The sequence below is a fragment of the Ilumatobacteraceae bacterium genome (genome assembly GCA_033344875.1).
GTDB lineage: Bacteria > Actinomycetota > Acidimicrobiia > Acidimicrobiales > Ilumatobacteraceae > Ilumatobacter.
On sequence record JAWPMO010000001.1, the window covers coordinates 4,224,017 to 4,246,462 of the forward strand.

Genomic DNA, 22,446 nt, shown 5'->3' on the forward strand with positions numbered 1-22,446 from the left:
GGTGGGTGTCGTCCGTCAGACGATCACCGGCCGGCGGCGGGGGGTGACGCCGATCCGGGTGAAGATCGGGAGAAAGATCTGGGCGAGGGGGCCGATCGAGATCGCGTAGGCGATGGTGCCGATGCCGAACGTTCCGCCGAGCAGGATGCCCGTGACGAGCACGGCGAGTTCGATCGAGGTGCGCACGACTCGGATCGAACCTCGTCGGCGCGCGATCCCGGTCATCAGACCGTCGCGAGGGCCCGGCCCCATCCCGGCTCCGATGTACATGCCGGTGGCGATGCCGTTGCCGACGATCCCGAGGACGAGCAGGAGCCAACGCAGCCAGAGCTCGTCCACGTCGGGGATCACGACCAGGAACACCTCGACGCCCAGTCCGACCAACACCGCGTTGGCGACGGTGCCGACTCCGGGTCGTTCCCGCAGCGGAATCCACAGCGCGAGCACGGCGAAGCTGGTCAGCACGATCGTCGTACCCAACGACAGACCGACGGTGTCGGCGAGACCCTGGTGGAACACGTCCCACGGGTCGAGCCCGAGGTCGGCCCGCAGCAGCAGCGTCAGGCTGAACCCGTACAGCGCGAGGCCACACAGGAGCAGGGTGGTCCGGCGAGCGAGCACGGCAGCACGGTAGCGAGCTCGGCGTCGACCGGAGCCTCCGGTTCGCCGGGAGGCATCAGGGGGCCGGTTGTAGCGTGCCGGGGTGAGTTCGGAGCCGGTCACCCAGCGCGGCTACAGCGCCGTCGACCGACGAGCGCTGGGTTCGGTCGCCACGCAGTTCTTCGTGAACGGTGCGGCGTTCGCTTCGTTCGTGCCGCGTCTGCCGGAGATCCGGGAGCGGGTCGGGGTGGGGCTCGACGGTCTCGGGCTGATCATGACCCTCGCGATCACGATCGGGACGGTCGGGAGCCTCCAGGCGCCGCGCCTGATCGAACGCTTCGGCACGCGTTGGACCCTGGTCGTCGGCGGGGTGCTCCTGACCTCGGCGCTGCCGACCATCGGGTTCGCGACGGCGCCGGTCGTCTTCGTGTTCGGTGCCGCGGCGATGTTCGTCGCCGACGGGTTGGTCGACGTCTCGATGAACCTGCAGGGCTCGTGGTTGAGCGCCCGGCGGCACGCCCCGGTCATGAACCGGCTCCACGGGCTGTGGAGTCTCGGCACCGTCGTCGGTGGACTCGTCGCTGCGCAGGCGGCGGCGTCCGGGGTCTCGCTGCAGACCCATCTCACGGTCGCTGCTGCGCTGATGCTCGCGTCGCTCACGTTCGTCGGTCGCGGCTTGCTCACGGTCGACGAGGGGCAGACCGACCGGGACGCCGACGCCGATGCGGAAGCGCCGTCCCCGAAGCGCACCGGCGCGGCTCGCTCCGCGCTGATCGTGCTGGCGGTTTCCGGTGCATTCTCGGTGACCGTCGAACTCGTGTCGGGCGACTGGGCTGCGTTCCGGCTGAGCGAGGACTTCGGCGCCACCGCCGGTTTCGCCGGGTTGGGCTACGTCGCGTTCACCGTGGGAATGACCGCCGGCCGACTCGGGGGCGATGCCGTCGTCATGCGGATCGGTGACGCGCGACTGCTCCGGTGGGCGATCGTCGTGTCAGGGCTGGGGCTCGCCGGCGCCGCGTTCGTCCCGAACCGGTGGGCGGTGCTCGCTGCGTACGGCGTCGCCGGCATCGGCACTTCCACGTTCTTCCCGAAGTTGTACGACGACGCGGCCAGGTTCCGAGGCCGTCGAGGTACCGGGCTGGCGTGGCTCCGCACCGGATCGAGCGTGACCGCACTGATGATCCCCACGCTCGTCGGAGTGCTGGCCGCCACCTCGCTGTCGGTCGGCGCGGCGACGGCGATCGTCACGCTGCCCTGTGTGGCCGGCTTGCTGGCCCTCTCGCTGCGTCGGTGAATCAGCTGCGGCCAAGGTAGGCGTCGTTCACGTCGGCGAGGATCTTGTAGCCCTTGCTGGCGTCGGCCGGGCGGCGCCGCTCGACCCCGGTGCGAGCGAGTTCGATCGCCTGCTGGAAGTTGAACAGGTCGTCGGGATCCTCGGCGCGGATCTGACGCTCGGCGACCCGCCACAGCTCGTCGAGTCGGTCGAGGGTCTCGACGGCGTCGTCGTCGTCGATGATCCGTTGATCGAGGTCGAACATGAGTCGCTCGATGTCGGTGAGCAGTTCGCCGATGGGCGCGTCGTCCTCGACCGGCGCGAGCGTGGTGGTGGTGGCGTCGGGTGAGGTGTCGACGGTGGTGACGGATTCGTCGACGAAGGTGGTGCCGCACGCCCCCAGCGTGAGCACGGCGACCAGGGCGAGGGCCCCGGCGGCGGGTCGAGTCACGCGGTGACCAGGATCCGTTCGCTCGCAAAGGCGCCGACCCCCACGTGGCGCCCGTCGATCTCGATCGTCATGGTGCCGTCGGGTGACGACGCCGTGATGACACCGGTGCAGCCCGGACGGAGCGACGACTCCTCCAGGAACTCGAGCAGCCCGGGTGTGAACTCGAGTTCCTCGGGAATGCGACGGACCGTGAACTGCTGCCCGACCGGCTGATCGGAGAGTGGCTTCGAGTCGGGCTCGACGTAGTCGCTGCCCGGGATCGGGTTGCCGTGCGGGCAGGTGGTCGGCGAGCCGAGCATGTGGTCCATCGCCTGCTCGACGTTCTCGCTCATGATGTGCTCCCACTTGCCGGCCTCGTGGTGGGCCTCGGCCCACGACAGTTTGAGGACGTCGGTGAGGAACCGTTCGGCGAGCCGGTGGCGGCGCACGACCCGCTGCGCGAGTTCGAGGCCGCTGGCGGTCAATTCGATCGAGCCGTCGTTCGTGATGAGCCCTTCGTGTTCGAGCTTGCGGATCATCTCGCTGACTGCCGGGCGACTGACCTGCAGACGTTCGGCCATGCGCGCCTGGATGATCTCGACGTCGTCCTCGGCGAGTTCGAAGATGCACTCGCAGTATTCCTCGAAGGCTGGATGATGCTCTCCGGCGGCAGGCATGCCCCCAGTCTACGGGCTCTCGGGAGCGGTGTGTCCGGCGGCCAGAACTCGCAGGTCAGCCGCGCTTGAGGCGGCGATACCAGCTGTCGCCGTAACGCAGGCGCCGTTCGAGCTGATCGACGGTCGCCGAGGCGACCTTGGGCACCCCCGCGAGCCGGTTGAGTTCGCCCTGCACCCGGGCGTGACCCCAGCCGGTGATGTCGACGAGGCGTTTGGCGAGGTCGGCGTTGCGCGTGCGGAGATCGTCCTTCTGTTCGGCGACGCTGAGCGAACTCCACGACACGAGACCGGCCTCGGTCGGGACGTCGGGCAGATCGATCGCGAGCGCGGGGTCTTCCTCGAACACCGGCGACGGCGGATCGGGCTCGTCGTCGAACATCTCCACGCCCGACTCGGTGACGGCGTGGAACTTGATGCCGGTCGCGGTCGACGACACGACGGAGAACAGCGACAGCTGCTCGGCGAGGTCGTCGGCGTGGACCTGCCGGTCGAGTTCGCCCTGCTCGGAGAACTCGTCGTCGTTCTGGCTCGGTGGCCGCAACACGTGACGTCGGGCCTCGGCGATCTGGAACGCATGGTGGCGAAGCCGAGGGTCGTCGGGGACGTACACGTACGCCTTCTGGGTGGCGCGGCCGGCCTGCCACCGCACGAAACGCCCGACCGCCTGCCGGAAGAAGAGCTCGGTCGACGTGGTGGTCGAGTACACCCCGACCCGGAGGCGGGGGATGTCGACGCCCTCGGAGACCATCCGCACCGCGACCAGCCATGGCCGGTCGTTCTGGGCGAACTCGGCGATCTTGCGCGACGCCTGTGGGTCGTCGCTCACGACGACGTCCGCGGTGGTGTTGAACCGGTTGCGGAGCAGGCGGGCGATGCCCTGGGCGTGCTCCTGGTCGATCGCGATCGCGAGCCCGCCGGCGTCGCGCTGCTCCTGGCGGATCTGACGCAGACGGTCGTGGGCCTGCCCGAGCACGGTCGGCAACCAGTCGCCGTCGAGCGACAGCGCGGTCCGGAGCCGCGCAGACACCTGGTCGCGGGCGAGCTCGTCGTTGAAAGTCGCCCGCAGCACATCGCCCGACGGGGTGCTCCACTCCATCTGGCCGTCGACGCGTGGGAAGTACACCGGCCGCACGACGCCGCCGTCGCGGAGCGCGTCGGCGTAGCCGTAGGTGTAGTCCGAGTGCGCGAGATCGCCCTCGGCGGTGACGTCGTACCGGACGAACGGGATCTTGGCGCTGTCGCTGCGGAACGGGGTACCCGACAACGACAGCCGCTTGTCGGCGAGCTCGAACGCCCGGCGGATGCCGTCACCCCACGCTCGCTCGTCGCCGGCGTGGTGCACCTCGTCGAGGATCACCATGCCGCCGGCGGCCAGTCCGCGCAGCGCGTCGGCGGAGGCGGGCATCGAGACCTGCTGGTAGGTGGTGACGATCCCGTGCACGTCGCGGGCGATGCCCTGTCCGGGCCCCCAGTCGGGATCGAGTTGGAGGCCCATTCGGTGCGCCGCGAGCGACCACTGGATCTTCAGGTGGCTGGTGGGAGCGACCACGATCAGGCGTCGCTGTTCCTCGGCCAGGGTGGCGCGAGCGCACGTGAGTGCGAACGTGGTCTTGCCGGCACCCGGGGTGGCGACGGCGAGGAAATCGGGTCCGTCGCTCGCGTTGAAGAGGTCGAAGGCTTCGCGCTGCCAGGGGCGGAGGGTGACGGTGCTCACGGGACCGTCGATTCTGGCCGCTGGGACGTCACTGCCCAACCTTCCCGGAAACTGTCCCCGGAACGAGGAACCGCACGGAGCGAACCCGGTTCGCTCCGTTGGGTCCTGGGAAGTTCACCTCGACCCGGTCCACCCCGTCGTCTCGGATACCGTCGGCGGTATGCCGCGACCCGGGGCGCCCGATCGGTGAGCACGCCGAAACCCATCGCCGAGGCCACGCTGGTGCAGTTGCGGCGGGCCCGCGACCTCGCCGACCGACACTTCTCCGAGCCGCTCGACCTCGATCGGCTCGCCGGAGCCGCGATGCTCAGCAAGTACCACTTCCATCGGCTGTTCACAGCGACGTACGGCCGCACACCGGCGACGTACGTGTCGGAGCGACGGATCGAGCGGGCCCAGGATCTGCTCCGAGCGACCAACCTGACGGTGACCGAGGTCTGCTTCGCGGTCGGCTTCTCGAGCCTCGGTTCGTTCAGCAGCAGATTCCGCGAGATCGTCGGCGAGACGCCGAGCGACTTCCAGCGTCGCTACGGCGGCAACGCGCCCCGAATCCCCGGGTGCTACGTGTTCATGTGGGGATTGGCCGAACGCAAGTCCGCAAGCGGGGAGAAGCCACCGATCGAAGCCGACTCGTAGCGTCGGGCACATGATCACCAACGTTTCCCTCGTCAGCGTCTGGGTCACCGACCACGACGCCGCCAAGACCTTCTACACGGAGACCCTCGGGTTCGAGGTCGGCGACGACCTGATGCTCGGGCCGGACTTCCGCTGGCTCACCGTTTTTCACCCCTCGCAGCCAGAGCTGCACCTGCACCTCACACAGCCCGGCCCGCCGCTGTCGGACGAACTGGTGGCGGCGATGCGGCGAGCCCAGGCCGAGGGAGGATTGCCGGGTGTCGGCCTCAACGTCGACGACTGCCGAGCGACCCATGCCGAGTTGGCCGCCAAGGGCGTCGAGTTCCTCCAGGAACCCCAGGACCGTCCGTACGGGGTCGAGGCGCTGATGCGCGACAACTCGGGCAACTGGATCGTTCTCGTGGAGCCGAAGGCCTACACCGACGCCGACTTCGAGGGCTTCGAGGGCTTCGACCCGAGCTGATCGGCCGCCTCGGCTGGAACACTGGCGAGGAGCGAACCCGGTTCGCTCCGCTCGCCTTGCTCTGGCACACTGGGGGGATGCGCCTGTGACGAGTCCGGTCCGTTTTCGAATCACCTGGAGTCTCTCGCATGTCCGCAACCCTCTCGCTGCACGACCTGACCGTCAGCCGCGGTGCCCGCACGATCCTCGACTCGGTCGATCTCCTCGTCGCTCCCGGTGACCGGATCGGCGTCGTCGGCCCGAACGGGGTCGGCAAGTCGACGCTGCTCGCCGCCGCGGCCGGCGAGCTCGTCCCCGATGCCGGTGAGGTCCGGTTGGCGCCGCCGGTGGCGAACGTCGGCTCGTTGCGACAGGAACCCGATCGCTCGGGCGAGACGGTCAGGGAGCTGCTCCACCGCCGGACCGGTGTCGCCGCCGCCCAGCGCGAGCTCGATGCCGCCACCGAGCGGCTGGTCGACGAGACCGCTGCGTCCGCCGACCGGTACGACCGCGCTTTGCAGCGCTGGCTGGCCCTCGGGGCAGCGGATCTCGACGCCCGACTGGGCGTCGTCGCCGCCGATCTCGGCATGTCCGATCGGCTGCTCGACCAGGCGACGTCGTCGTCGCTGTCCGGCGGAGAGGCTGCGCGCGCCGGCCTTGCCGCGATGCTGCTGTCGCAGTTCGACGTGTACCTGCTCGACGAACCCACCAACGATCTCGACCTCGACGGGCTCGACCGGCTCGAGGCGTGGGTGCTCGGGCTCGCCGCACCCGTGCTGCTGGTCAGCCACGACCGTCGGTTCCTGCACCGTGTGATCACCGGGGTCGCGGAGATCGACGAGTTCACCCACCGGTTGTCGATGTTCGGCGGTGGTTGGCAGGCGTACCTCGACGAGCGCGAGCGGGCCCGCCGGCACGCATGGGAGGCCTTTGCCGATTACGACACGAAGCGACGGGGGATGGCGGAGCGCGCGCAACAGCAGCGCGAATGGGCGCAGCAGGGGCAGTCGAAGGTCAAACGATCGGCCAACGACGAGCCCGACAAGAACATCCGCGCCTTCCGGATGAACCAGACCGAACAGCTCGCCGGCAAGGCAGCTCAGACGAAGCGGGCGTCCGAACGACTCGAGGTGGTCGACAAGCCGCGCGAACCGTGGGAGCTCCGTCTCGAGATCCCGGCCGCGTCACGCAGCGGAGACGTGGTCGCCCGTCTGTCGGGAGCGGTCGTCGACCGTGGGAGCTTCCGGCTCGGGCCGATCGATCTCCTCGTGTCGTACGGCGATCGGATCGCACTGGTGGGTCACAACGGCGCCGGCAAGTCGACGTTGATCGACCTCGTGCTCGGACGGATCGCTCCCGACCACGGCACGGCCGACCTCGGCAGCGGCGTCGTGGCGGGCGAGATCGAGCAGGTCCGCGCCCAACTCACCGGTGCGAACACGCTCGTCCGCTCGTTCGTCGACGCCACCGGGATGGACGTCGGCGACGCTCGCACGCTGCTCGCCAAGTTCGGGCTCGTCGGCGACCACATCGAACGGCCGACGGCCTCGCTGTCGCCGGGGGAGCGCACCCGTGCGTCGCTCGCGCTCCTGATGGCGAACGGGGCGAACCTGCTCGTGCTCGACGAGCCGACCAACCATCTCGATCTGCCGGCGATCGAACAGTTGGAGCAGGCGATCGACACCTTCCCCGGCACCGTGCTGCTCGTCACCCACGACCGTGAATTCCTCGATCGGATCCGGGTCAGCCGGACCGTCCGACTCCACGACGGTCGAATCGACGGAGACCGGCCGCCTTCGGTGAGGTAGGGACAACCCTCGTCGAACGTCGGGGCAGCACAGTTCCCCGGGCATCGCCTCGCGCCGGATACTCGCAGGATGGGACCCGACCGATCAGTAGACCAGAGCACACGTCGATGGACGGCCGTGCTCGTCGCCGCCGCGACGACCGTCGCCGGCGCCCTCGTGCTCCACACGCCCGCCGTCGCCGATGTCGAACCGTCGGGTCAGTTGTGTTTCGGGGTGGATGGGTCGCCGGGTGATGCGGCGATCGTGAATGTGACGCCGGTGGAGGCGTCGGGGTTGGGGTTCGGGTTGTTGGTGTCGTCGGATGTGAAGTCGGATCCGCCGGTGGGGTCGAACGTGAACTTCGGGCCGGGTTCGGTGGATCCGAATGTGGCGGTGGCGCCGATCGGTGTGGATGGTGAGGTGTGTCTGCAGAACTCGGAGCATTCGTCGGTGGATGTGGTGGCGGATCATCTGGGGACGGTCGATGGTGGTGTGTTCACGGCGGCGACGGTGTCGGGTGCGCCGGATCGCAAGGTCGACACGCGTGATGGGTTGGGCGGGGGTCGTCTGGCGCCGTCGGGTCAGTTGTGTTTCGGGGTGGATGGGTCGCCGGGTGATGCGGCGATCGTGAATGTGACGCCGGTGGAGGCGTCGGGGTTGGGGTTCGGGTTGTTGGTGTCGTCGGATGTGAAGTCGGATCCGCCGGTGGGGTCGAACGTGAACTTCGGGCCGGGTTCGGTGGATCCGAATGTGGCGGTGGCGCCGATCGGTGTGGATGGTGAGGTGTGTCTGCAGAACTCGGAGCATTCGTCGGTGGATGTGGTGGCGGATCATCTGGGGACGGTCGATGGTGGTGTGTTCACGGCGGCGACGGTGTCGGGTGCGCCGGATCGCAAGGTCGACACGCGTGATGGGTTGGGCGGGGGTCGTCTGGCGCCGTCGGGTCAGTTGTGTTTCGGGGTGGATGGGTCGCCGGGTGATGCGGCGATCGTGAATGTGACGCCGGTGGAGGCGTCGGGGTTGGGGTTCGGGTTGTTGGTGTCGTCGGATGTGAAGTCGGATCCGCCGGTGGGGTCGAACGTGAACTTCGGGCCGGGTTCGGTGGATCCGAATGTGGCGGTGGCGCCGATCGGTGTGGATGGTGAGGTGTGTCTGCAGAACTCGGAGCATTCGTCGGTGGATGTGGTGGCGGATCATCTGGGGACGGTCGATGGTGGTGTGTTCACGGCAGCGACGGTGTCGGGTGCGCCGGACCGCAAGGTCGACACCCGCCTCGACGACATCCGCGACGAGTGCCGTGGCTCCACCGGCACCAGCTACGAGACCCCGACCGCCCGCACGATGTTCGGGCTGTCGTCGCGGGCCTACGAGGTGGAGCCGGGTGTGGCACGGGCCGGCCAATTCCTGCACCTGATCGGTGACGAGACCGTGCACTACGCGCCGCAGATGTCGTGCTGGCAGCTCGTGACGGCGATCCGTGGCAGCCACGGCCTGCTCGGCGCGCTGACCGACACCGAGGTGATCGTCGCTCGCAACACCGAGACGAACGACCTCGTCGTGTCGTTCCGCGGCACCGAACTGAACCTGGCCGACATCCTCACCGACGTCAGCGCCACCCGGGTGCCGTGGCAGCTCCCGAACGGCCAGATGGTCTCCAATGCCGTTCACAGCGGGTTCGCCGGCGCCTACCTGGCGGTTCGCGATCAACTCCTCGAGGTGCTCCGTGCCAACGAGCAGTCCGGCGAGCCCGACGCTCGGGTGTACTTCACCGGACACAGCCTCGGCGGTGCCCTGGCGACGGTGGCGTCCCTCGACCTGGTCGACGACATGATGAGGCTCGGCTACGCCCGTCACGAGGTGGCGACCTACACGTTCGGTGCGCCTCGATCGATGTCGGAGGAGATGGTCGGCCACCACGCGACGTACGTGCCGGTGTCGTTCGCCGTCGCCAACCCGCGCGACCCCGTGCCACACGTGCCGAGCGCGATCGGCTCGAACCCGTACTCGCAGATCCGCAACATGACCGTGCTCAACGGGCGCGACGACGACACGCGGGTCCGTGTCGACCGTGGTGACGGACGCAACTACGGCGGCTGCGTCACGCTCGTGCCGACGGTCGTCGACCACGGACGCACCGAGTACGCCAAGCGGGTCGGCGCCACCGACTTCCTCGGCGCTCCGTCGGTGTGGATCACGATCTCGAGTGGCAACATCCGGCTCGACTGGGACTCGCCGCTCGAAGGGCCGTGCGACTGGGTCGGCCTGTGGCGCACGTCGGGCACACTCACCAACCCCGCGAACCCGATCCGCGATCGCAATGTGCTGATCGACACGAACGACACTCACACCACGACCGTCGGCAAGGGTGACGACTACTGGATCGGCTACGTCGACATCTTCGGCGACCTGATCGCCACCCGCGAGTACTTCCCGGCGACGCCGAGCGTGTCGCTGCGGCGCAACGAGAACTTCATCGGCGGTGACACGATCGACTTCGTGTGGTCGGTCAGCGACCCCGGCGACCACGACCTGATCGTGCTGTTCGAGGACAATCCGTACATCGTCGGCCCGAACGGCTACTACCGCAGCATCGTCGGTCGGGTCGAGGCGAAGGCGGACACCAACTCGCCGGAGCGCACCCAGATCCGGGTCGGCTCCGACCCCGACCGGTGGTGGGTCGCGTACGTCATGATCGACGACAGCGGGAACCAGCGCATCCTCCGGACGTCGCACGGGGTGCAGGGCTGACGGTCGGCGGGGCGGCGGGGTCGGCGGGCGGTCAGGAGCCGTCCGGATGCGGCGTCTAGCCTCCGGCCATGCCCGACACCTCGCCCGGCACGACGACCGACCCGATGATCGACCGGACGGACGCCGGGGACGACGACGTCGAACTGCTGTCGATCGCCGAATCGGAGATCCCCGAGGTTCGGAGCGAGGCGAAGAACTGGCTGATCGCCAACAACGCGTCCGATCAGCGGGCGATCACGATCTTCGCGATCGGGGTGGCGGTGTTCGCCGTGATCCTGCAGGCGTGGTGGCTGGCCGTGCTCGCCGGTTGCATCCTGTTCGTGCTGCCGTTCCGCTGGATGGCCGGTCCGCACTTCCGGCGCGGCGATCTCCGGCGCGGCATCCTCTGGGCCAATCTCGGCGCGTGGTACCTGCTGTTCCCGCTGGTGATCATCCTCCCCGACACGCTGCCGATCGCCATGCAGAACGTGATCGGTCCGGTCGTGCTGGCTGCCACGTACCTCGATCGTCGACTGGTTCGCCGACTGATCCCGGGCACGATCCTGATCGCGGTTGCGATCTCGTTCATCAGTTTCACGACCGACGGGGTCGGCCTCGACGAGGCGGCGCCGCGATGGCTGTACCTCACGGTGATCCTCGTCTATGTGGGTGCCAACATGTGGCTGGTCATGAGTGACATCCAGGAACTGAACCTCGTGCATCTCCGCAGCCTGCAGCGTTCGGTTCGTCAGAACCGCGAGCTGCAGGCGGCCGACCAGGCGCTGCGCGTGTCGAGACGGCGTCTGCTCGTGGCCGCCGACGAGGAGCGGATCCGCCTGGAACAGGATCTCCACGACGGGGCCCAGCAGCGGTTGGTGGCACTCTCACTCCAGCTGCGGCTCGCGGCCGAACTGGCCGAAGAGGGTCACGCGCCGACGAGCGAGTCGCTCATGGCGATGCACCACGCCGCGACCGAAGCGGTCGACGAACTCCGTGACCTGGCGCAGGGCGTGTATCCGGCCCGGTTGCACGAGTTGGGTCTGGCGCGTGCGTTGCACGCGGTGGCGCGCCGGTCCCCGGTTCCCATCGACGTCGCCGACACGACGTCGGGCGAGATCGATGCGAGCACCTGCCTGGCGCTGTACTTCGTGTGCGTCGAGGCGATCCAGAACGCGACCAAGCACGGAGGCACCGACACGAAGATCGCGATCACCTTGGCGATCGACGGCGGGCATCTGGTGGTCACGATCGCCGACGACGGGCCCGGTTTCGATCCGTCGGTGCACACCGACTCGCGGGGCCTGCTGAACATGGCCGACCGCGTCGGCGCCCTCGACGGCGAACTCACGATCGACACCGCTCCGGGTGCCGGCACCACCGTCATCGCGCGGCTGCCGCACGCATCGGCCGAGCTCGAGGAGGCCGGGGTATGAGGCGAGTGGTGATCGCCGACGACGCACTGCTCCTGCGACAGGGGGTCACATCGGTCCTGGCGACGCTCGACGGGGTCGAGGTGGTCGCCGAGGCCGACGACCATCCGACCCTGCTGGCGGCGGTCGACGAGCACCGGCCCGACCTGGTCATCACCGACGTGCGCATGCCGCCGACCCACACGAACGAGGGCATCCGGGCGGCTCGCGAGATCCGCGCTCGCTATCCCGACACCGGCGTGATCGTGCTGAGCCAGTACCTCGACGCCGACTACGTGATCGAACTGCTCGAGGAGGGGACCGAGGGGCTCGGCTACCTCCTCAAGGAGCACGTCGCCGATCGTCGCCAACTCGCCTCCGCGATCGACGCCGTCTGCTCGTCGAGTTCGTCGATCGACGCCGCTGCGATCGAGGTGTTCGTCCAGGCGCGCTCGCGACGCCCGTCGCCGTTCGACGACCTCACCGACCGCGAGCGTGAGGTGTTGGCGCTGATCGCCGAAGGGCTGCGCAACAGCGCGATCGCGGAGCGCATCCACCTCAGCGAGAAGTCGGTCGAGAAGCACATCAACTCGATCTTCTCGAAGCTCCACCTGAGTGACGAACCCAAGAGCAACCGCCGCGTGCGCTCGGTCCTCCTCTGGCTCGCCGAGCACTGAAGCGGTCGCCGGCACCCGTGCTGCGGCACCTCATCGGACCCGGGTGCGACCGTGGCACACTTCGTTCATGGATCGTCGGATGAAGATCGGGGTGCAGTTGCCGGAGGTCGAGTGGGAGGTGCCGTTCCCCGAACTGCTCGAGATGGCGCGCACCGCCGAGGCGGTGGGGTTCGACTCGTTGTGGCTCGGCGACCACCTGCTGTACGACCTCGAGGTCGGCCCTCGTGGGCCGTGGGAGGTGTGGACCTCCCTCGCGGCGATCGCCGCGGTGACGACGACGATCGAGATCGGTCCGCTGGTCGCCTCGACGAGCTTCCACGCGCCGGCGATGCTCGCCAAGCAGGCCGCGACCGTCGACGCGATCTCGCAGGGTCGTCTGACCGTGGCACTCGGCGCCGGGTGGAACCGGCGCGAGTACGACGCGTTCGGGTTCCCGTTCGATCGACGCGTGAGCAGGTTCGAAGAGGCGTTCACGATCATCCGGACGTTGCTCACCGACGGGTCGATCGATTTCCACGGCGAGTTCTACGACGTCGATCGGTGCGTGCTGCATCCCCGCTCGCCCCGACCGGGTGGCCCGCCGCTGATGGTCGGCTCGATCGGTGACCGGATGCTCGACATCACCCTGCCGTACGTGGCCTCGTGGAACATGTGGTGGAGTCAGTACGGCAACTCGGTCGAGGGATTCGTCCGGGAGCGGGAACGTGTCGACGAACGCCTCGCCGCGATCGGCCGCGGTCCCGGCGAGGTCGCTGCGACCGCATGTGTGCTGGTGCAGCTCGATGGCGGTGCCGGCCGCGTCATGGGCGACTACGACGGGGGCGAAGCGGTTCGGCCCGTGCGCGGCTCGGTGTCCGAGATCGCCGACCGGTTGCTGGAGTTCGAGGCGGCCGGAGCGGCGCACGTGCAACTCGTCGTCGACCCGATCACCCGCGACAGCATCGAGTGGCTCGCCGACGTGATCAGCGCCGTGCGCCGCTCGGACCGCTGATCACCAGAACAGCGTGCCGCGACCGCCCTTGAACGGCCCGGTCACGTTGCCGGTGATCCAGCCGCCGTAGAAGTCGCCTTCGTTCGGATCGACCCGTTCGTCGTCGACCCAGCACTCGTCGACCGACTGCGCGTAGAACGCCCAGTGGTCACGGATCGGAGCGAACGCCGGAGTCGGATCGGTGTAGGACCACGCCGCATCGCGACTGCGCCGGTCGCCGACCACGATGTCGGCGTACCGGGCGATGCCCTTCCACTCGCATCCGGTTCGCTTGTCGGAGGCTGTGAGGTGGTCGTCGTCGACGAACGCCGCAGCGACGTAATAGGCAGGCGCCTGGCTGGTTTCGAGCACCCGCATCGCGTGCGGGGCGTCGACGATCGTGGCACCACCATGGATCACCCTGATCCGCCAGTCGACCCGCTCGACGGCCGGTGGTCGGGGAAACTCCCACACCGACTCGACGGCCTTGCCGTTCGGAGCGGTCGCGCCGGCACCGCCCGCCGCCTCCAACTCCGCCTCGCCACGAACCGCCATGACACGAGGCTAGTGGCGCGTCAGGCGACGTTCGAGCTCACGGATCGGCACATCGGTGACGCTCGCTCACGTGGACGGCCTGTGCACGGGGCCCGCCGACGTGATCAGGGTGCCGGTTCCAGGACGGGTCTGAAGCGTCCCAGCGACGCGAGTATCGAGCATGGCCTACGGGCCGGTCTGTGGCGCGCGCTCCTCGCTGAAGGCAGTGATTCTGCGTGGTGAAGTGTGCGGCCTCACGAACGAGGGTCGTGCTTCAGATCGACCAAGGTCGTAACGAGTTCGGTCAGTCGATCGATCCGCGCTCGACAATCCATTGCGTGGGTTGACCGGTCACGGTCGCAATGTGGTCGAAGTCTGCGTCGTAGTGCAAGACCGTGAGCGATACGGCCTCGGCGACGGCGGCGATGAGGAGATCGGGGACCTTGCGGCCCTTCAGTCCATGGGCGGCCAGCTCGCGTTGAACCTGTCGTGCCCGGTCGAAGTGATGTTCTTCGACATCGATTCGGCGGAACGCCCCGAGCGCCACGATGAGACGGTCCCACTCGTCTCCGTTTCGCGCTGAGTACCCGATTTCGAGGTCGGTCATGGTGGTGCGTGCCAGGCCTTCGCTGTCGAGTTGTTCGATTCGCTGGAGGATCGACGGTGCGCTGATTCTGGTGAGGACGCTCGTGTCGAGCAAGAACATCAGCGCCACGCTGCGGAGCGGTCGTCGAGGTCCGCGTCGGCCAGGACTGAGAGCGCGCTCGCGAGTTGTGTGCTGCGCTGATCGGCGGCGCTACGGAGAGCTTCGTTGACAGTGTCCTTGATCGTGCGGGTGCCGAGTCGGGCGCGGGCGGCATCGAGTGCATCGTCATCTACGTCGATCAGTCGCTTGGTCACGCCGCCAGTATATACGAGACATCGCCGTAGGTATACGCGCAGGGCGAGTGGCGGATGCGATTTGAAAGCACAGCAGTTGGGGCCGAAGCGTGGCGCGATCGGGCCGCCATCGACCGGATTACGGCGCGCGTGTTCTCTGCGGCACGTCGTGGACCTTGGATTCGCGTCACTGACCTTCTGCGTTCGTCACGTCCTTCTACACGCCGCCCACCGCAAGTCGGTTCCCTGACCGTCCACCAAACACGTCGTCGATCAGCAACCTCGGCTGCCCGCAACCTCACTTCCGATCCTTCGACGGGACGTCGGGACCGAGCGGTAATCCCGGATCAGGACACCCAGGTCCGCGGGGTCTGTCAGATCGTTGGAGCGGCCCGGCAACCTCGTCACACCCCGTCGGTAGCCTGCGGTGATCGCTGATCATCCGGTGTTGGAGGCGTTCTCGCCGGCTGTGCACGAATGGTTCGCGTCGTCGTTCCCGTCGCCCACCCCGCCGCAGGTCGAGGGCTGGCCGCACATCGCCGCCGGCGAACACACACTCATCTGCGCCCCGACCGGCTCCGGCAAGACGCTCACGGCGTTCCTGGCGTCGATCGACCGGTTGGTCACGACACCCCGCCCCGACGAGCGCTCGCATCGCACCCGGGTGCTCTACATCTCGCCGCTGCGAGCGTTGGCGTTCGACATCGAGAAGAACCTGCGGGCACCGCTGACCGGCATCGGGTTGGCCGCCGAGCGGATCGGCGAGCCGTTCACCGCCCCCGAGGTCGCGATGCGCACCGGCGACACGCCGTCCAACGACCGTCAGAAGCTGATCCGCCGCCCACCCGACCTGCTGATCACCACCCCCGAGTCGCTGTACCTGATGCTCACGTCGAAGGCCCGCGAGACTCTGGCGGGTGTCGAGACGGTGATCATCGACGAGATCCACGCGATGTCCACCACCAAGCGCGGTGCCCACCTGGCGATGACGCTCGAACGGCTCGAAGAGGTCACCGATCGGCCGCCGCAACGGATCGGTCTGTCGGCCACGCAGCGACCGTTGGAGGAGACCGCTCGCTTCCTCGGCGGCTACGCCGACGCCGACACGCCACGTCCGGTCCACATCGTCGACACGGGTGTTCGCAAGGAGCTCGAGGTGTCGGTCGTCGTCCCGGTCGAAGACATGGGTGCGCCCGGCGACGACAGCGCACCGATGGGGCAGCCCGGCGGAGCCGAGCGGCGCTCGTCGATCTGGCCGAGCGTGTACCCGAGGGTGCTCGAACTCGTGTTGGCGCACCGTTCGACGATCATCTTCTGCAACGCCCGTCGTGCCGCCGAGCGCCTCGCGGCGAAGCTCAACGAACTCGCCGAGGAGCAGGGCATCGGCATGAACCCCGAGACCGGGCTGATGACCGAAGATCTGGTCAAGGCGCACCACGGCTCGCTCGCCCGCGAGCAACGGATCGTGATCGAAGACCAGCTCAAGCGCGGGACGCTCCGGGCGATCGTGGCCACGTCGTCGCTCGAACTGGGCATCGACATGGGCGCGGTCGACCTCGTGATCCAGGTCGAGTCGCCCGGCGCGGTCAGCCGTGGGCTCCAGCGCATCGGCCGCGCGGGTCACAGCGTCGGTCAGCCGAGCAAAGGGTCGATCTTCCCGAAGCACCGCAGCGACCTGATCGAAACGGCCGTCGTGGTGCGCCGCATGCTCGACGGCGAGATCGAGCACACCAAGTACCTCCGCAACCCGCTCGACGTCCTGGCCCAGCAGATCGTCGCCCACACGGCGATCACCGGCGACGTCGCCGTGTCCGAGCTCGCCAGCCTGATCCGCCGGTGCGCGAACTTCCACGACCTGTCCGACGAGCTGCTCACCAACGTGCTCGACCTGCTCGCCGGTCGGTACCCGAGCGAGGAGTTCTCCGAGCTGCGTCCCCGCATCGTCTGGGATCGTGTCAACGACGTCGTGCGCGCTCGCGACGGTTCCAAACGATTGGCGGTCACGAGCGGCGGCACGATCCCCGATCGCGGCCTGTTCGGTGTGTTCCTGCCCGACGGCACCCGGGTGGGCGAACTCGACGAGGAGATGGTCTACGAGAGCCGTCCCGGTGAGACGTTCCTGCTCGGTGCCTCCACGTGGCGGATCGAAGACATCTCGTTCGAGCGGGTCACGGTCACCCCCGCTCCAGGCCAGCCCGGCAAGATGCCGTTCTGGCACGGCGACCGTCCGGGCCGTCCGCTCGAACTCGGGCGGGCCCTCGGCGCCTTCGTCCGCGAGATCCGGGCCCTGTCCGACGACGATGCCGGCGAGCGTCTGCGCGGCCACTACGCGCTCGACGCGTTCGCCGCCAACAACGTGGTGCAATACCTGAGCGAGCAGGCCGAGGCCACCGGGGCGGTACCCGACGACCGCACGATCGTCGTCGAGCGGTTCCGCGACGAGATCGGCGACTGGCGCGTCTGTGTGCTCAGCCCGTTCGGTACGCCGGTGCACGCGCCCTGGGCGATGGCGATCGAGCGCCGTCTGATCGACAAGTACGACCTGCCGGTCGAGACGATGTGGGGCGACGACGGCATCGTCATCCGGCTGCCCGAGGCGGCCGACGAGCTCGACCTCGACGTGTTCATGATCGACCCGGACGACATCGACGAGCTCGTCGTGTCATCGTTGCCGCAGACGTCGCTGTTCTCGGCCCGCTTCCGCGAGTGCGCCGGTCGTGCACTGCTGCTGCCTCGCCGCCGTCCCGACAAACGCACGCCGCTGTGGCAACAGCGTCAGAAGGCGGCCGACCTGCTGGCGGTCGCGTCGAAGTATCCGACGTTCCCGATCCTGCTCGAGACGTCTCGGGAGTGTCTGCAAGACGTGTTCGACGTCCCGGCGCTGCGCGAGGTGCTCGGTCAACTCCGCACCCGCCAGCTCCGACTGGTCCAGGTCGACACGCAATCGTCGAGCCCGATGGCGTCGAGCCTGCTGTTCAACTGGATCGCCCAGTACATGTACGAGGGCGACGCTCCGCTCGCCGAGCGTCGGGCCGCCGCGCTGGCGCTCGATCGCGACCTGCTGCGTGAGCTGCTCGGCGCCGAAGAACTCCGTGAGCTGCTCGACCCGGGTGTGCTCGCCGACGTCGAACTCGAGCTGCAGTGCCTCGCCGACGGTCGCCGGGCGCGGTCGGCCGACGAGTTGCACGACGTCCTGCGCAAGGTCGGCGATCTGACCGCCGCCGAGATCGACGTGCGCTGCGAGGGCAGTGGTGCCGACTGGTTGGCGAACCTGATCGACGAGCGCCGTGCGATCGAGATCGGCATCGGTGACGATGTCCGCTTCGCCGCCGCCGAAGACGCGGCGCGCTACCGCGATGCGCTCGGTTGCTCGGTCCCGCTGGGGCTCCCGATGGCGTTCACCGAGCCGGTCGCCCGCCCGCTCGAAGAACTCGTCGGTCGCTTCGCTCGCACCCACGGTCCGTTCCTGGCCGCCGACGTCGCGCGCCGGTTCGGTGCACCGCCCGAGCGGATCGACGGGGCGATCGCCGCGTTGGCCGGCGACGACCGTGTCGTGCTCGGCGAGTTCCGGCCCGACGGGGTGCAGCGCGAGTGGTGCGACGTCAACGTGCTCCGACAGCTGCGGCGGCGCTCCCTCGCCGTGCTCCGCAAGGAGGTGGAACCGGTCGAACAAGACGCGTTCGGTCGGTTCCTGCCGGCGTGGCACTCGATGCCGGCCGATCGGCGCGGTCTCGAGGCGTTGGTCGACTCGATCGGCATGCTCGCCGGCGCGCCGATCGTCGCCTCGATGCTCGAACGCGATGTGTTGCCGTCACGGCTGCTCGGCTACCGACCCACGATGCTCGACGAGCTGTGCGCATCGGGCGAGGTCGTCTGGACGGGCGCCGGGGCGATCGGGTCGCGCGACGGTCGTATCCGCGTCTGCTTCGCCGATCAGATCGGGCTGCTCGCGCCAGGGTGGGAGACCGGCGACCAACCGGCGGGTGAGGTGCACGAGGCGATCCGTGCCCGCCTCGCCGAACGCGGCGCGAGCTTCTGGGGGCAGTTGCGTGAGGCGGCGCCCGAGGCGACCGACACCGAGCTGCTCGTCGCGCTGTGGGACCTCGTGTGGGCCGGTGAGGTCACCAACGACACCCTCGCCCCACTCCGGGCGCTGATCGCCGGCGGCGGAGTCGTGGCGCCCAAGAAGTCGGGCCGGCGCTCGGGCGGTCGTCCACGCCCCGGTCGGCTGACCCGGCTGGGGCCGCCGGCGGGTGCCGGCCGCTGGAGCCTGGTCCAGCCGCTCCTCGCTCCGGCCCCCACGTCGACCGAGGCTGCCCACGCGCAGGCGATGCAGATGCTCGAGCGGTACGGCGTCGTCACCCGCGAGGCCGTGTTGGCCGAGGGGGTGCAGGGTGGCTACGCCTCGGTGTACGGCGTGCTGAAGGTGCTCGAAGAGCGCGGCCGCGCCCGGCGCGGGTACTTCGTGGCCGGTCTCGGTGCCGCACAGTTCGCGCTCCCGGGCGCGATCGAGCGGCTGCGGGCGACCCGCGACGTCATCGATGTCGAACTCGACCCCGATCGCGCGCCGGCGCCGATCATCGTCGCGGCGACCGATCCGGCCCAGCCGTACGGCGCCGCGCTCGCGTGGCCGGTCACACCGGGCCGACCCGCCCGCAGCGCGAATGCGTTGGTGGTGCTGCGACAGGGTTCACCGCTCGCGTGGTTCGATCGTCGGAGTCACCACCTGGTGACGTTTCCCGACACCCGTACCGACCCGTCGTGGGCGGCCGCACTCGCCGGGCTGGTCGGCACCGGACGCGAGCGGAGCGTCGAGGTGCGCAAGGTCGATGGCGGTCCGGTGGGCGACGAGGTCGCCGAGATCCTCCGGTCGGCCGGCTTCGTCGACGGCTACCGCGGGCTCGTGATCAGGAGCTGATCGTCAGCCGGCGACGAGTTGCTCGTCGGCGTGCACCGCCCGGTCGCGGCCCTGCTGCTTGGCCAGATGGACCGCATGGTCGGCGTGCTCGATGGCGTCTTCCAGTTCGTTGCCGACCCCGCCGGCGATGCCGACCGAGACCGTGACGTTGGCGCCGTTGGGGAGGTCGACCTCACGGGCGGCCTCGACGATGCGGTTGGCGACCAGACGGGCCTCGGCGGCGTCGGCGCCCGGCAGCAGCACGCAGAACTCCTCGCCGCCGTAGCGGTACACCACGTCGTCCATGCGCACGTGGTGCTCGAACACCGTTCCAAGGCGCTTGAGCACGTCGTCGCCGGTCTGGTGGCCGTACGAGTCGTTGACACTCTGGAAGTGGTCGACGTCGATCATGATCACCGAAGTCGGGGCATTGCCGGCTGCGGTCTGCAGGTCATGGTCGAGTCGGCGTCGGGTGGCGAGACCGGTCAGTCCGTCGCTCCAGGCGAGGGCGTCGAGTTCGCCGGGGTCGGTCCGACGCCAGAGCGTGTTGGCCAGCGCGGCGGCTCCGAGGATCAGGAGCGAGACGGCAGCGACCAGCAGCAGGGCGTACGACGGCCCGTTCGAGTCGTCGCCGCCGGCGGTGACGGCCGAGGGCGTCGCCGCGATGCGAACGAGGTCGTCGATCGCTGCCTGGTAGACCACGGGCTCCGGGACCACCGACACCGATGTGGTGTCGCCGGTAGCGAGGTCGGGGAGGCGTTCGAGGGTGGTCTCGATCGCCGGCGTCAACGAGACACCGAGATTGCGGAGCTGCACGAGCACCGACTGGCCCAAGCCGTCGACGGCGCGAAGTTGTGAGCGCACCGCGTCGAGTTCGGCGGGTGAGACGGCACCGGGGGACGTGGCTTGCTCGACCAGGGTCAGTTCCTCGGCGAGAAGATCAGCAGCATCGGTGGCGAGCGTGTGGATGGCTTCGTCGCCGCCGATCGACGCCTGCACGTGCCCGGCGGGGACCAGGGCGACCGCGGCGACGGTGGCAGCGAGAGCGTGGCGTAGGTTCAGCATCACCTTCAAGATCGGCCCGATCCAGCAAATCTTGAGTGTTTCCCGACGCACCCGCCGCACGGCGACCGCGGTCGGTGCCTCGGGCGGTCAGCTGGAGGGGCTGATGGCGCGGAGGCCGGCCCAGGCGAGATCGCTGACCTCGCGGGCGATGACGTCGGGGTCGAACCGCTCGCCGAGGCCGACGAGTCGGCGGCTGGCGCCCTCGGCGAGTCCGACGAGCGCGTGGGCCAGCGTGGTCCGATGCTCCGGCTCGAGATCGACCGAGATCAGCGGCGCGATCGCAGCGGCGGCGTCGTTGGTGATGCGGCGGACCTGGGCGCTGAACTCGCCGTCGTGTCGGGCACTGCCGCCGAAGAGCAGCATGAACTCGTCATGGCGGTGTGCCACCCAGCGGAAGTACGCCCGGAAGCCGAGTTCGGTCTGCTGCTTGCCGCTCGTGCTGTTCGCCGTCGCCTTCGCGATCGCTTCGAGCATGCGGTTGCCGACTTCTTCGAGGAGTGCGCTGTACAGGTCGCTCTTCGAGTCGAAGTGCTGGTACAGCACGGGTTTGGTGACGCCGGCCGCGTCGGCGATGTCGTTCATCGACGAGCCGAAGTAGCCGGATCGTCCGAAGACGTCGATCGCCACGTCGAGGATCTGCTCTCGGCGGGCATCGGCGGACAGGCGGGGCGTGTTCATGAGTTACCGCAGGGTAACCGATTCAGAAGCCACGTTCCACATCGTCGCGCTCGGCTGCTTTGACCGCATATCCGAGCACGATGCTCGGTGCGAGGAGCACGAACGAGACGACGAGGCAGCCCACGATCAGCGACGCCATCGTCGCCGTGAACCCGAACAGGAACGCCAGGATGAACAACGTCATCGCGAGTGCCAGCACGAGATAACCGACCCGGTTGGCGATCAGGGTCCACCGAGCGAAGTGTGCTCGTCGGATCCGGACGGGGTCGTCCGAGCGGGGCGTTGGCGAGGACGCGGTCATAGTCTGCGTAGATGGTACGGGTTGCGGAGCGTTCCGACATCGGTGCGGGTGTGTGGACGATCACACTCGATCGTCCCGAACGCCGCAACGCGGTCGATCATGCGACGCTCCTGCAGCTGCTCGATGCGCAACGAGCGCTCGCCGACGCCCGCGTGGTCGTGCTGACCGGTGAGCCGCCCGCATTCTGTGCCGGTGCCGATCTGACCGGCGTTGAAGCAGCGGCGTTCAACTCGGCCCTCGAGCGAGTGCTGCACGGGTTCACGACGATGGCGGGTCCGGTCATCGCAGCGATCGACGGCCCGGCTCTCGGCGCCGGCGCCCAGCTGGCCGCCGTCTGCGACCTGCGGGTGGCGACACCGGAGAGCATCGTCGGCGTGCCGGCCGCCCGACTCGGCCTGGTGATCGACCGGTGGACGATCGACCGGCTCCGCACCGAGTTCGGTTCGGCCACGGCGCGGGGCATGTTGCTCGCCGCCGAGACCTACACCGGTGAGCGGCTGCACGCGTCCGGTGCGGTGCACCGGCTCGGCGAGCTCGACGACGCGCTCGACTGGGCCGGCAAGATCGCGGCCCTCGCGCCGCTCTCCGTCGCTGCGCACAAGGTCGGTCTCGACCCCGTCCCGACGGCGGAGCACCGTGATCGATTCGAGGCGCTCCGCTCGGCGGCATGGGCCAGCGACGACGCGGTCGAAGGCAGAACCGCCTTCCTCGAGAAGCGTCGGCCCGAGTTCCGTGGTCGATAACGGCCTC

The 22,446-nt window shown here is 68.9% G+C and carries 20 protein-coding genes; 10 read left to right on the plus strand and 10 right to left on the minus strand.

All coding sequences use genetic code 11. The features are described from left to right. Positions 1-15 precede the first annotated feature (15 nt). A complete protein-coding gene (locus R8G01_20110; protein ID MDW3216305.1) occupies positions 16-621 on the minus strand; it encodes a hypothetical protein in 606 nt (201 codons plus the stop codon). 82 nt (positions 622-703) lie between these two features. Between R8G01_20110 and R8G01_20115 the strand changes: the two genes are divergently transcribed. Next, a complete protein-coding gene (locus R8G01_20115) occupies positions 704-1,894 on the plus strand; it encodes an MFS transporter (GenBank protein MDW3216306.1) in 1,191 nt (396 codons plus the stop codon). A gap of 1 nt (position 1,895) precedes the next feature. On the opposite strand, the gene R8G01_20120 is transcribed toward R8G01_20115, so the two are convergent. From R8G01_20120 to R8G01_20130, 3 genes are read right to left on the minus strand one after another with little or no spacing between them, the layout of a single operon-like run. Next, positions 1,896-2,324: a hypothetical protein gene (locus tag R8G01_20120; GenBank protein MDW3216307.1), complete on the minus strand. Its 429-nt coding sequence runs from the start codon at positions 2,322-2,324 to the stop codon at positions 1,896-1,898. Next, entirely contained in the window at positions 2,321-2,980 is a 660-nt protein-coding gene (locus tag R8G01_20125) for a metal-dependent transcriptional regulator (GenBank protein ID MDW3216308.1), read from the minus strand. Before R8G01_20125 ends, R8G01_20120 begins: the two co-directional genes overlap by 4 nt. Before the next feature lie 55 nt (positions 2,981-3,035). Beyond that, positions 3,036-4,694 (minus strand): DEAD/DEAH box helicase, encoded by a 1,659-nt coding sequence (locus tag R8G01_20130; GenBank protein ID MDW3216309.1) that lies wholly within the window; start codon positions 4,692-4,694, stop codon positions 3,036-3,038. A gap of 186 nt (positions 4,695-4,880) precedes the next feature. Here R8G01_20130 and R8G01_20135 point away from each other — a divergent pair, with 186 nt between their 5' ends. The 7 genes from R8G01_20135 to R8G01_20165 all read left to right on the plus strand — a co-directional run bounded on the left by R8G01_20135 (position 4,881) and on the right by R8G01_20165 (position 13,363). Beyond that, positions 4,881-5,330 (plus strand): AraC family transcriptional regulator, encoded by a 450-nt coding sequence (locus R8G01_20135; protein MDW3216310.1) that lies wholly within the window; start codon positions 4,881-4,883, stop codon positions 5,328-5,330. Between the two features lie 10 nt (positions 5,331-5,340). Further along, positions 5,341-5,793 (plus strand): VOC family protein, encoded by a 453-nt coding sequence (locus R8G01_20140; GenBank protein MDW3216311.1) that lies wholly within the window; start codon positions 5,341-5,343, stop codon positions 5,791-5,793. A 128-nt stretch (positions 5,794-5,921) separates the two neighbouring features. Further along, positions 5,922-7,580, plus strand: a complete 1,659-nt coding sequence (locus R8G01_20145) for an ABC-F family ATP-binding cassette domain-containing protein (protein ID MDW3216312.1) — start codon at positions 5,922-5,924, stop codon at positions 7,578-7,580. A 117-nt stretch (positions 7,581-7,697) separates the two neighbouring features. Continuing rightward, positions 7,698-10,307, plus strand: a complete 2,610-nt coding sequence (locus tag R8G01_20150; protein ID MDW3216313.1) for a lipase family protein — start codon at positions 7,698-7,700, stop codon at positions 10,305-10,307. 68 nt (positions 10,308-10,375) lie between these two features. Then, entirely contained in the window at positions 10,376-11,719 is a 1,344-nt protein-coding gene (locus R8G01_20155) for a histidine kinase (protein ID MDW3216314.1), read from the plus strand. After that, a complete protein-coding gene (locus R8G01_20160) occupies positions 11,716-12,372 on the plus strand; it encodes a response regulator transcription factor (GenBank protein ID MDW3216315.1) in 657 nt (218 codons plus the stop codon). The genes R8G01_20155 and R8G01_20160 overlap by 4 nt, the downstream gene beginning before the upstream one ends. A gap of 67 nt (positions 12,373-12,439) precedes the next feature. Then, entirely contained in the window at positions 12,440-13,363 is a 924-nt protein-coding gene (locus R8G01_20165; GenBank protein ID MDW3216316.1) for an LLM class flavin-dependent oxidoreductase, read from the plus strand. Here the strand turns inward: R8G01_20165 and R8G01_20170 are convergent, their stop codons facing one another. From R8G01_20170 to R8G01_20180, 3 genes are all read right to left on the minus strand, one after another. Next, entirely contained in the window at positions 13,364-13,897 is a 534-nt protein-coding gene (locus tag R8G01_20170; GenBank protein ID MDW3216317.1) for a DUF427 domain-containing protein, read from the minus strand. A 283-nt stretch (positions 13,898-14,180) separates the two neighbouring features. Beyond that, entirely contained in the window at positions 14,181-14,582 is a 402-nt protein-coding gene (locus R8G01_20175; protein MDW3216318.1) for a PIN domain nuclease, read from the minus strand. Then, positions 14,582-14,776, minus strand: a complete 195-nt coding sequence (locus R8G01_20180) for a type II toxin-antitoxin system VapB family antitoxin (protein ID MDW3216319.1) — start codon at positions 14,774-14,776, stop codon at positions 14,582-14,584. The genes R8G01_20175 and R8G01_20180 overlap by 1 nt, the downstream gene beginning before the upstream one ends. 406 nt (positions 14,777-15,182) lie before the next feature. On the opposite strand from R8G01_20180, the gene R8G01_20185 reads away from it, so the two are divergent. Beyond that, positions 15,183-19,673 (plus strand): DEAD/DEAH box helicase, encoded by a 4,491-nt coding sequence (locus tag R8G01_20185; GenBank protein ID MDW3216320.1) that lies wholly within the window; start codon positions 15,183-15,185, stop codon positions 19,671-19,673. Positions 19,674-19,676: 3 nt separating this feature from the next. Here R8G01_20185 and R8G01_20190 read toward each other — a convergent pair whose 3' ends face one another. From R8G01_20190 to R8G01_20200, 3 genes are all read right to left on the minus strand, one after another. Continuing rightward, complete coding sequence (locus R8G01_20190) at positions 19,677-20,717, minus strand: GGDEF domain-containing protein (protein ID MDW3216321.1); 1,041 nt, start codon at positions 20,715-20,717, stop codon at positions 19,677-19,679. Between the two features lie 87 nt (positions 20,718-20,804). After that, complete coding sequence (locus R8G01_20195; protein ID MDW3216322.1) at positions 20,805-21,395, minus strand: TetR/AcrR family transcriptional regulator; 591 nt, start codon at positions 21,393-21,395, stop codon at positions 20,805-20,807. 22 nt (positions 21,396-21,417) lie between these two features. Beyond that, entirely contained in the window at positions 21,418-21,696 is a 279-nt protein-coding gene (locus tag R8G01_20200) for a hypothetical protein (protein ID MDW3216323.1), read from the minus strand. An 11-nt stretch (positions 21,697-21,707) separates the two neighbouring features. Here R8G01_20200 and R8G01_20205 point away from each other — a divergent pair, with 11 nt between their 5' ends. Then, the gene (locus tag R8G01_20205; protein MDW3216324.1) at positions 21,708-22,439 is read left to right on the plus strand and encodes an enoyl-CoA hydratase-related protein; all 732 of its coding nucleotides are present in this window, start codon (positions 21,708-21,710) and stop codon (positions 22,437-22,439) included. The last annotated feature ends 7 nt before the right edge of the window (positions 22,440-22,446 follow it).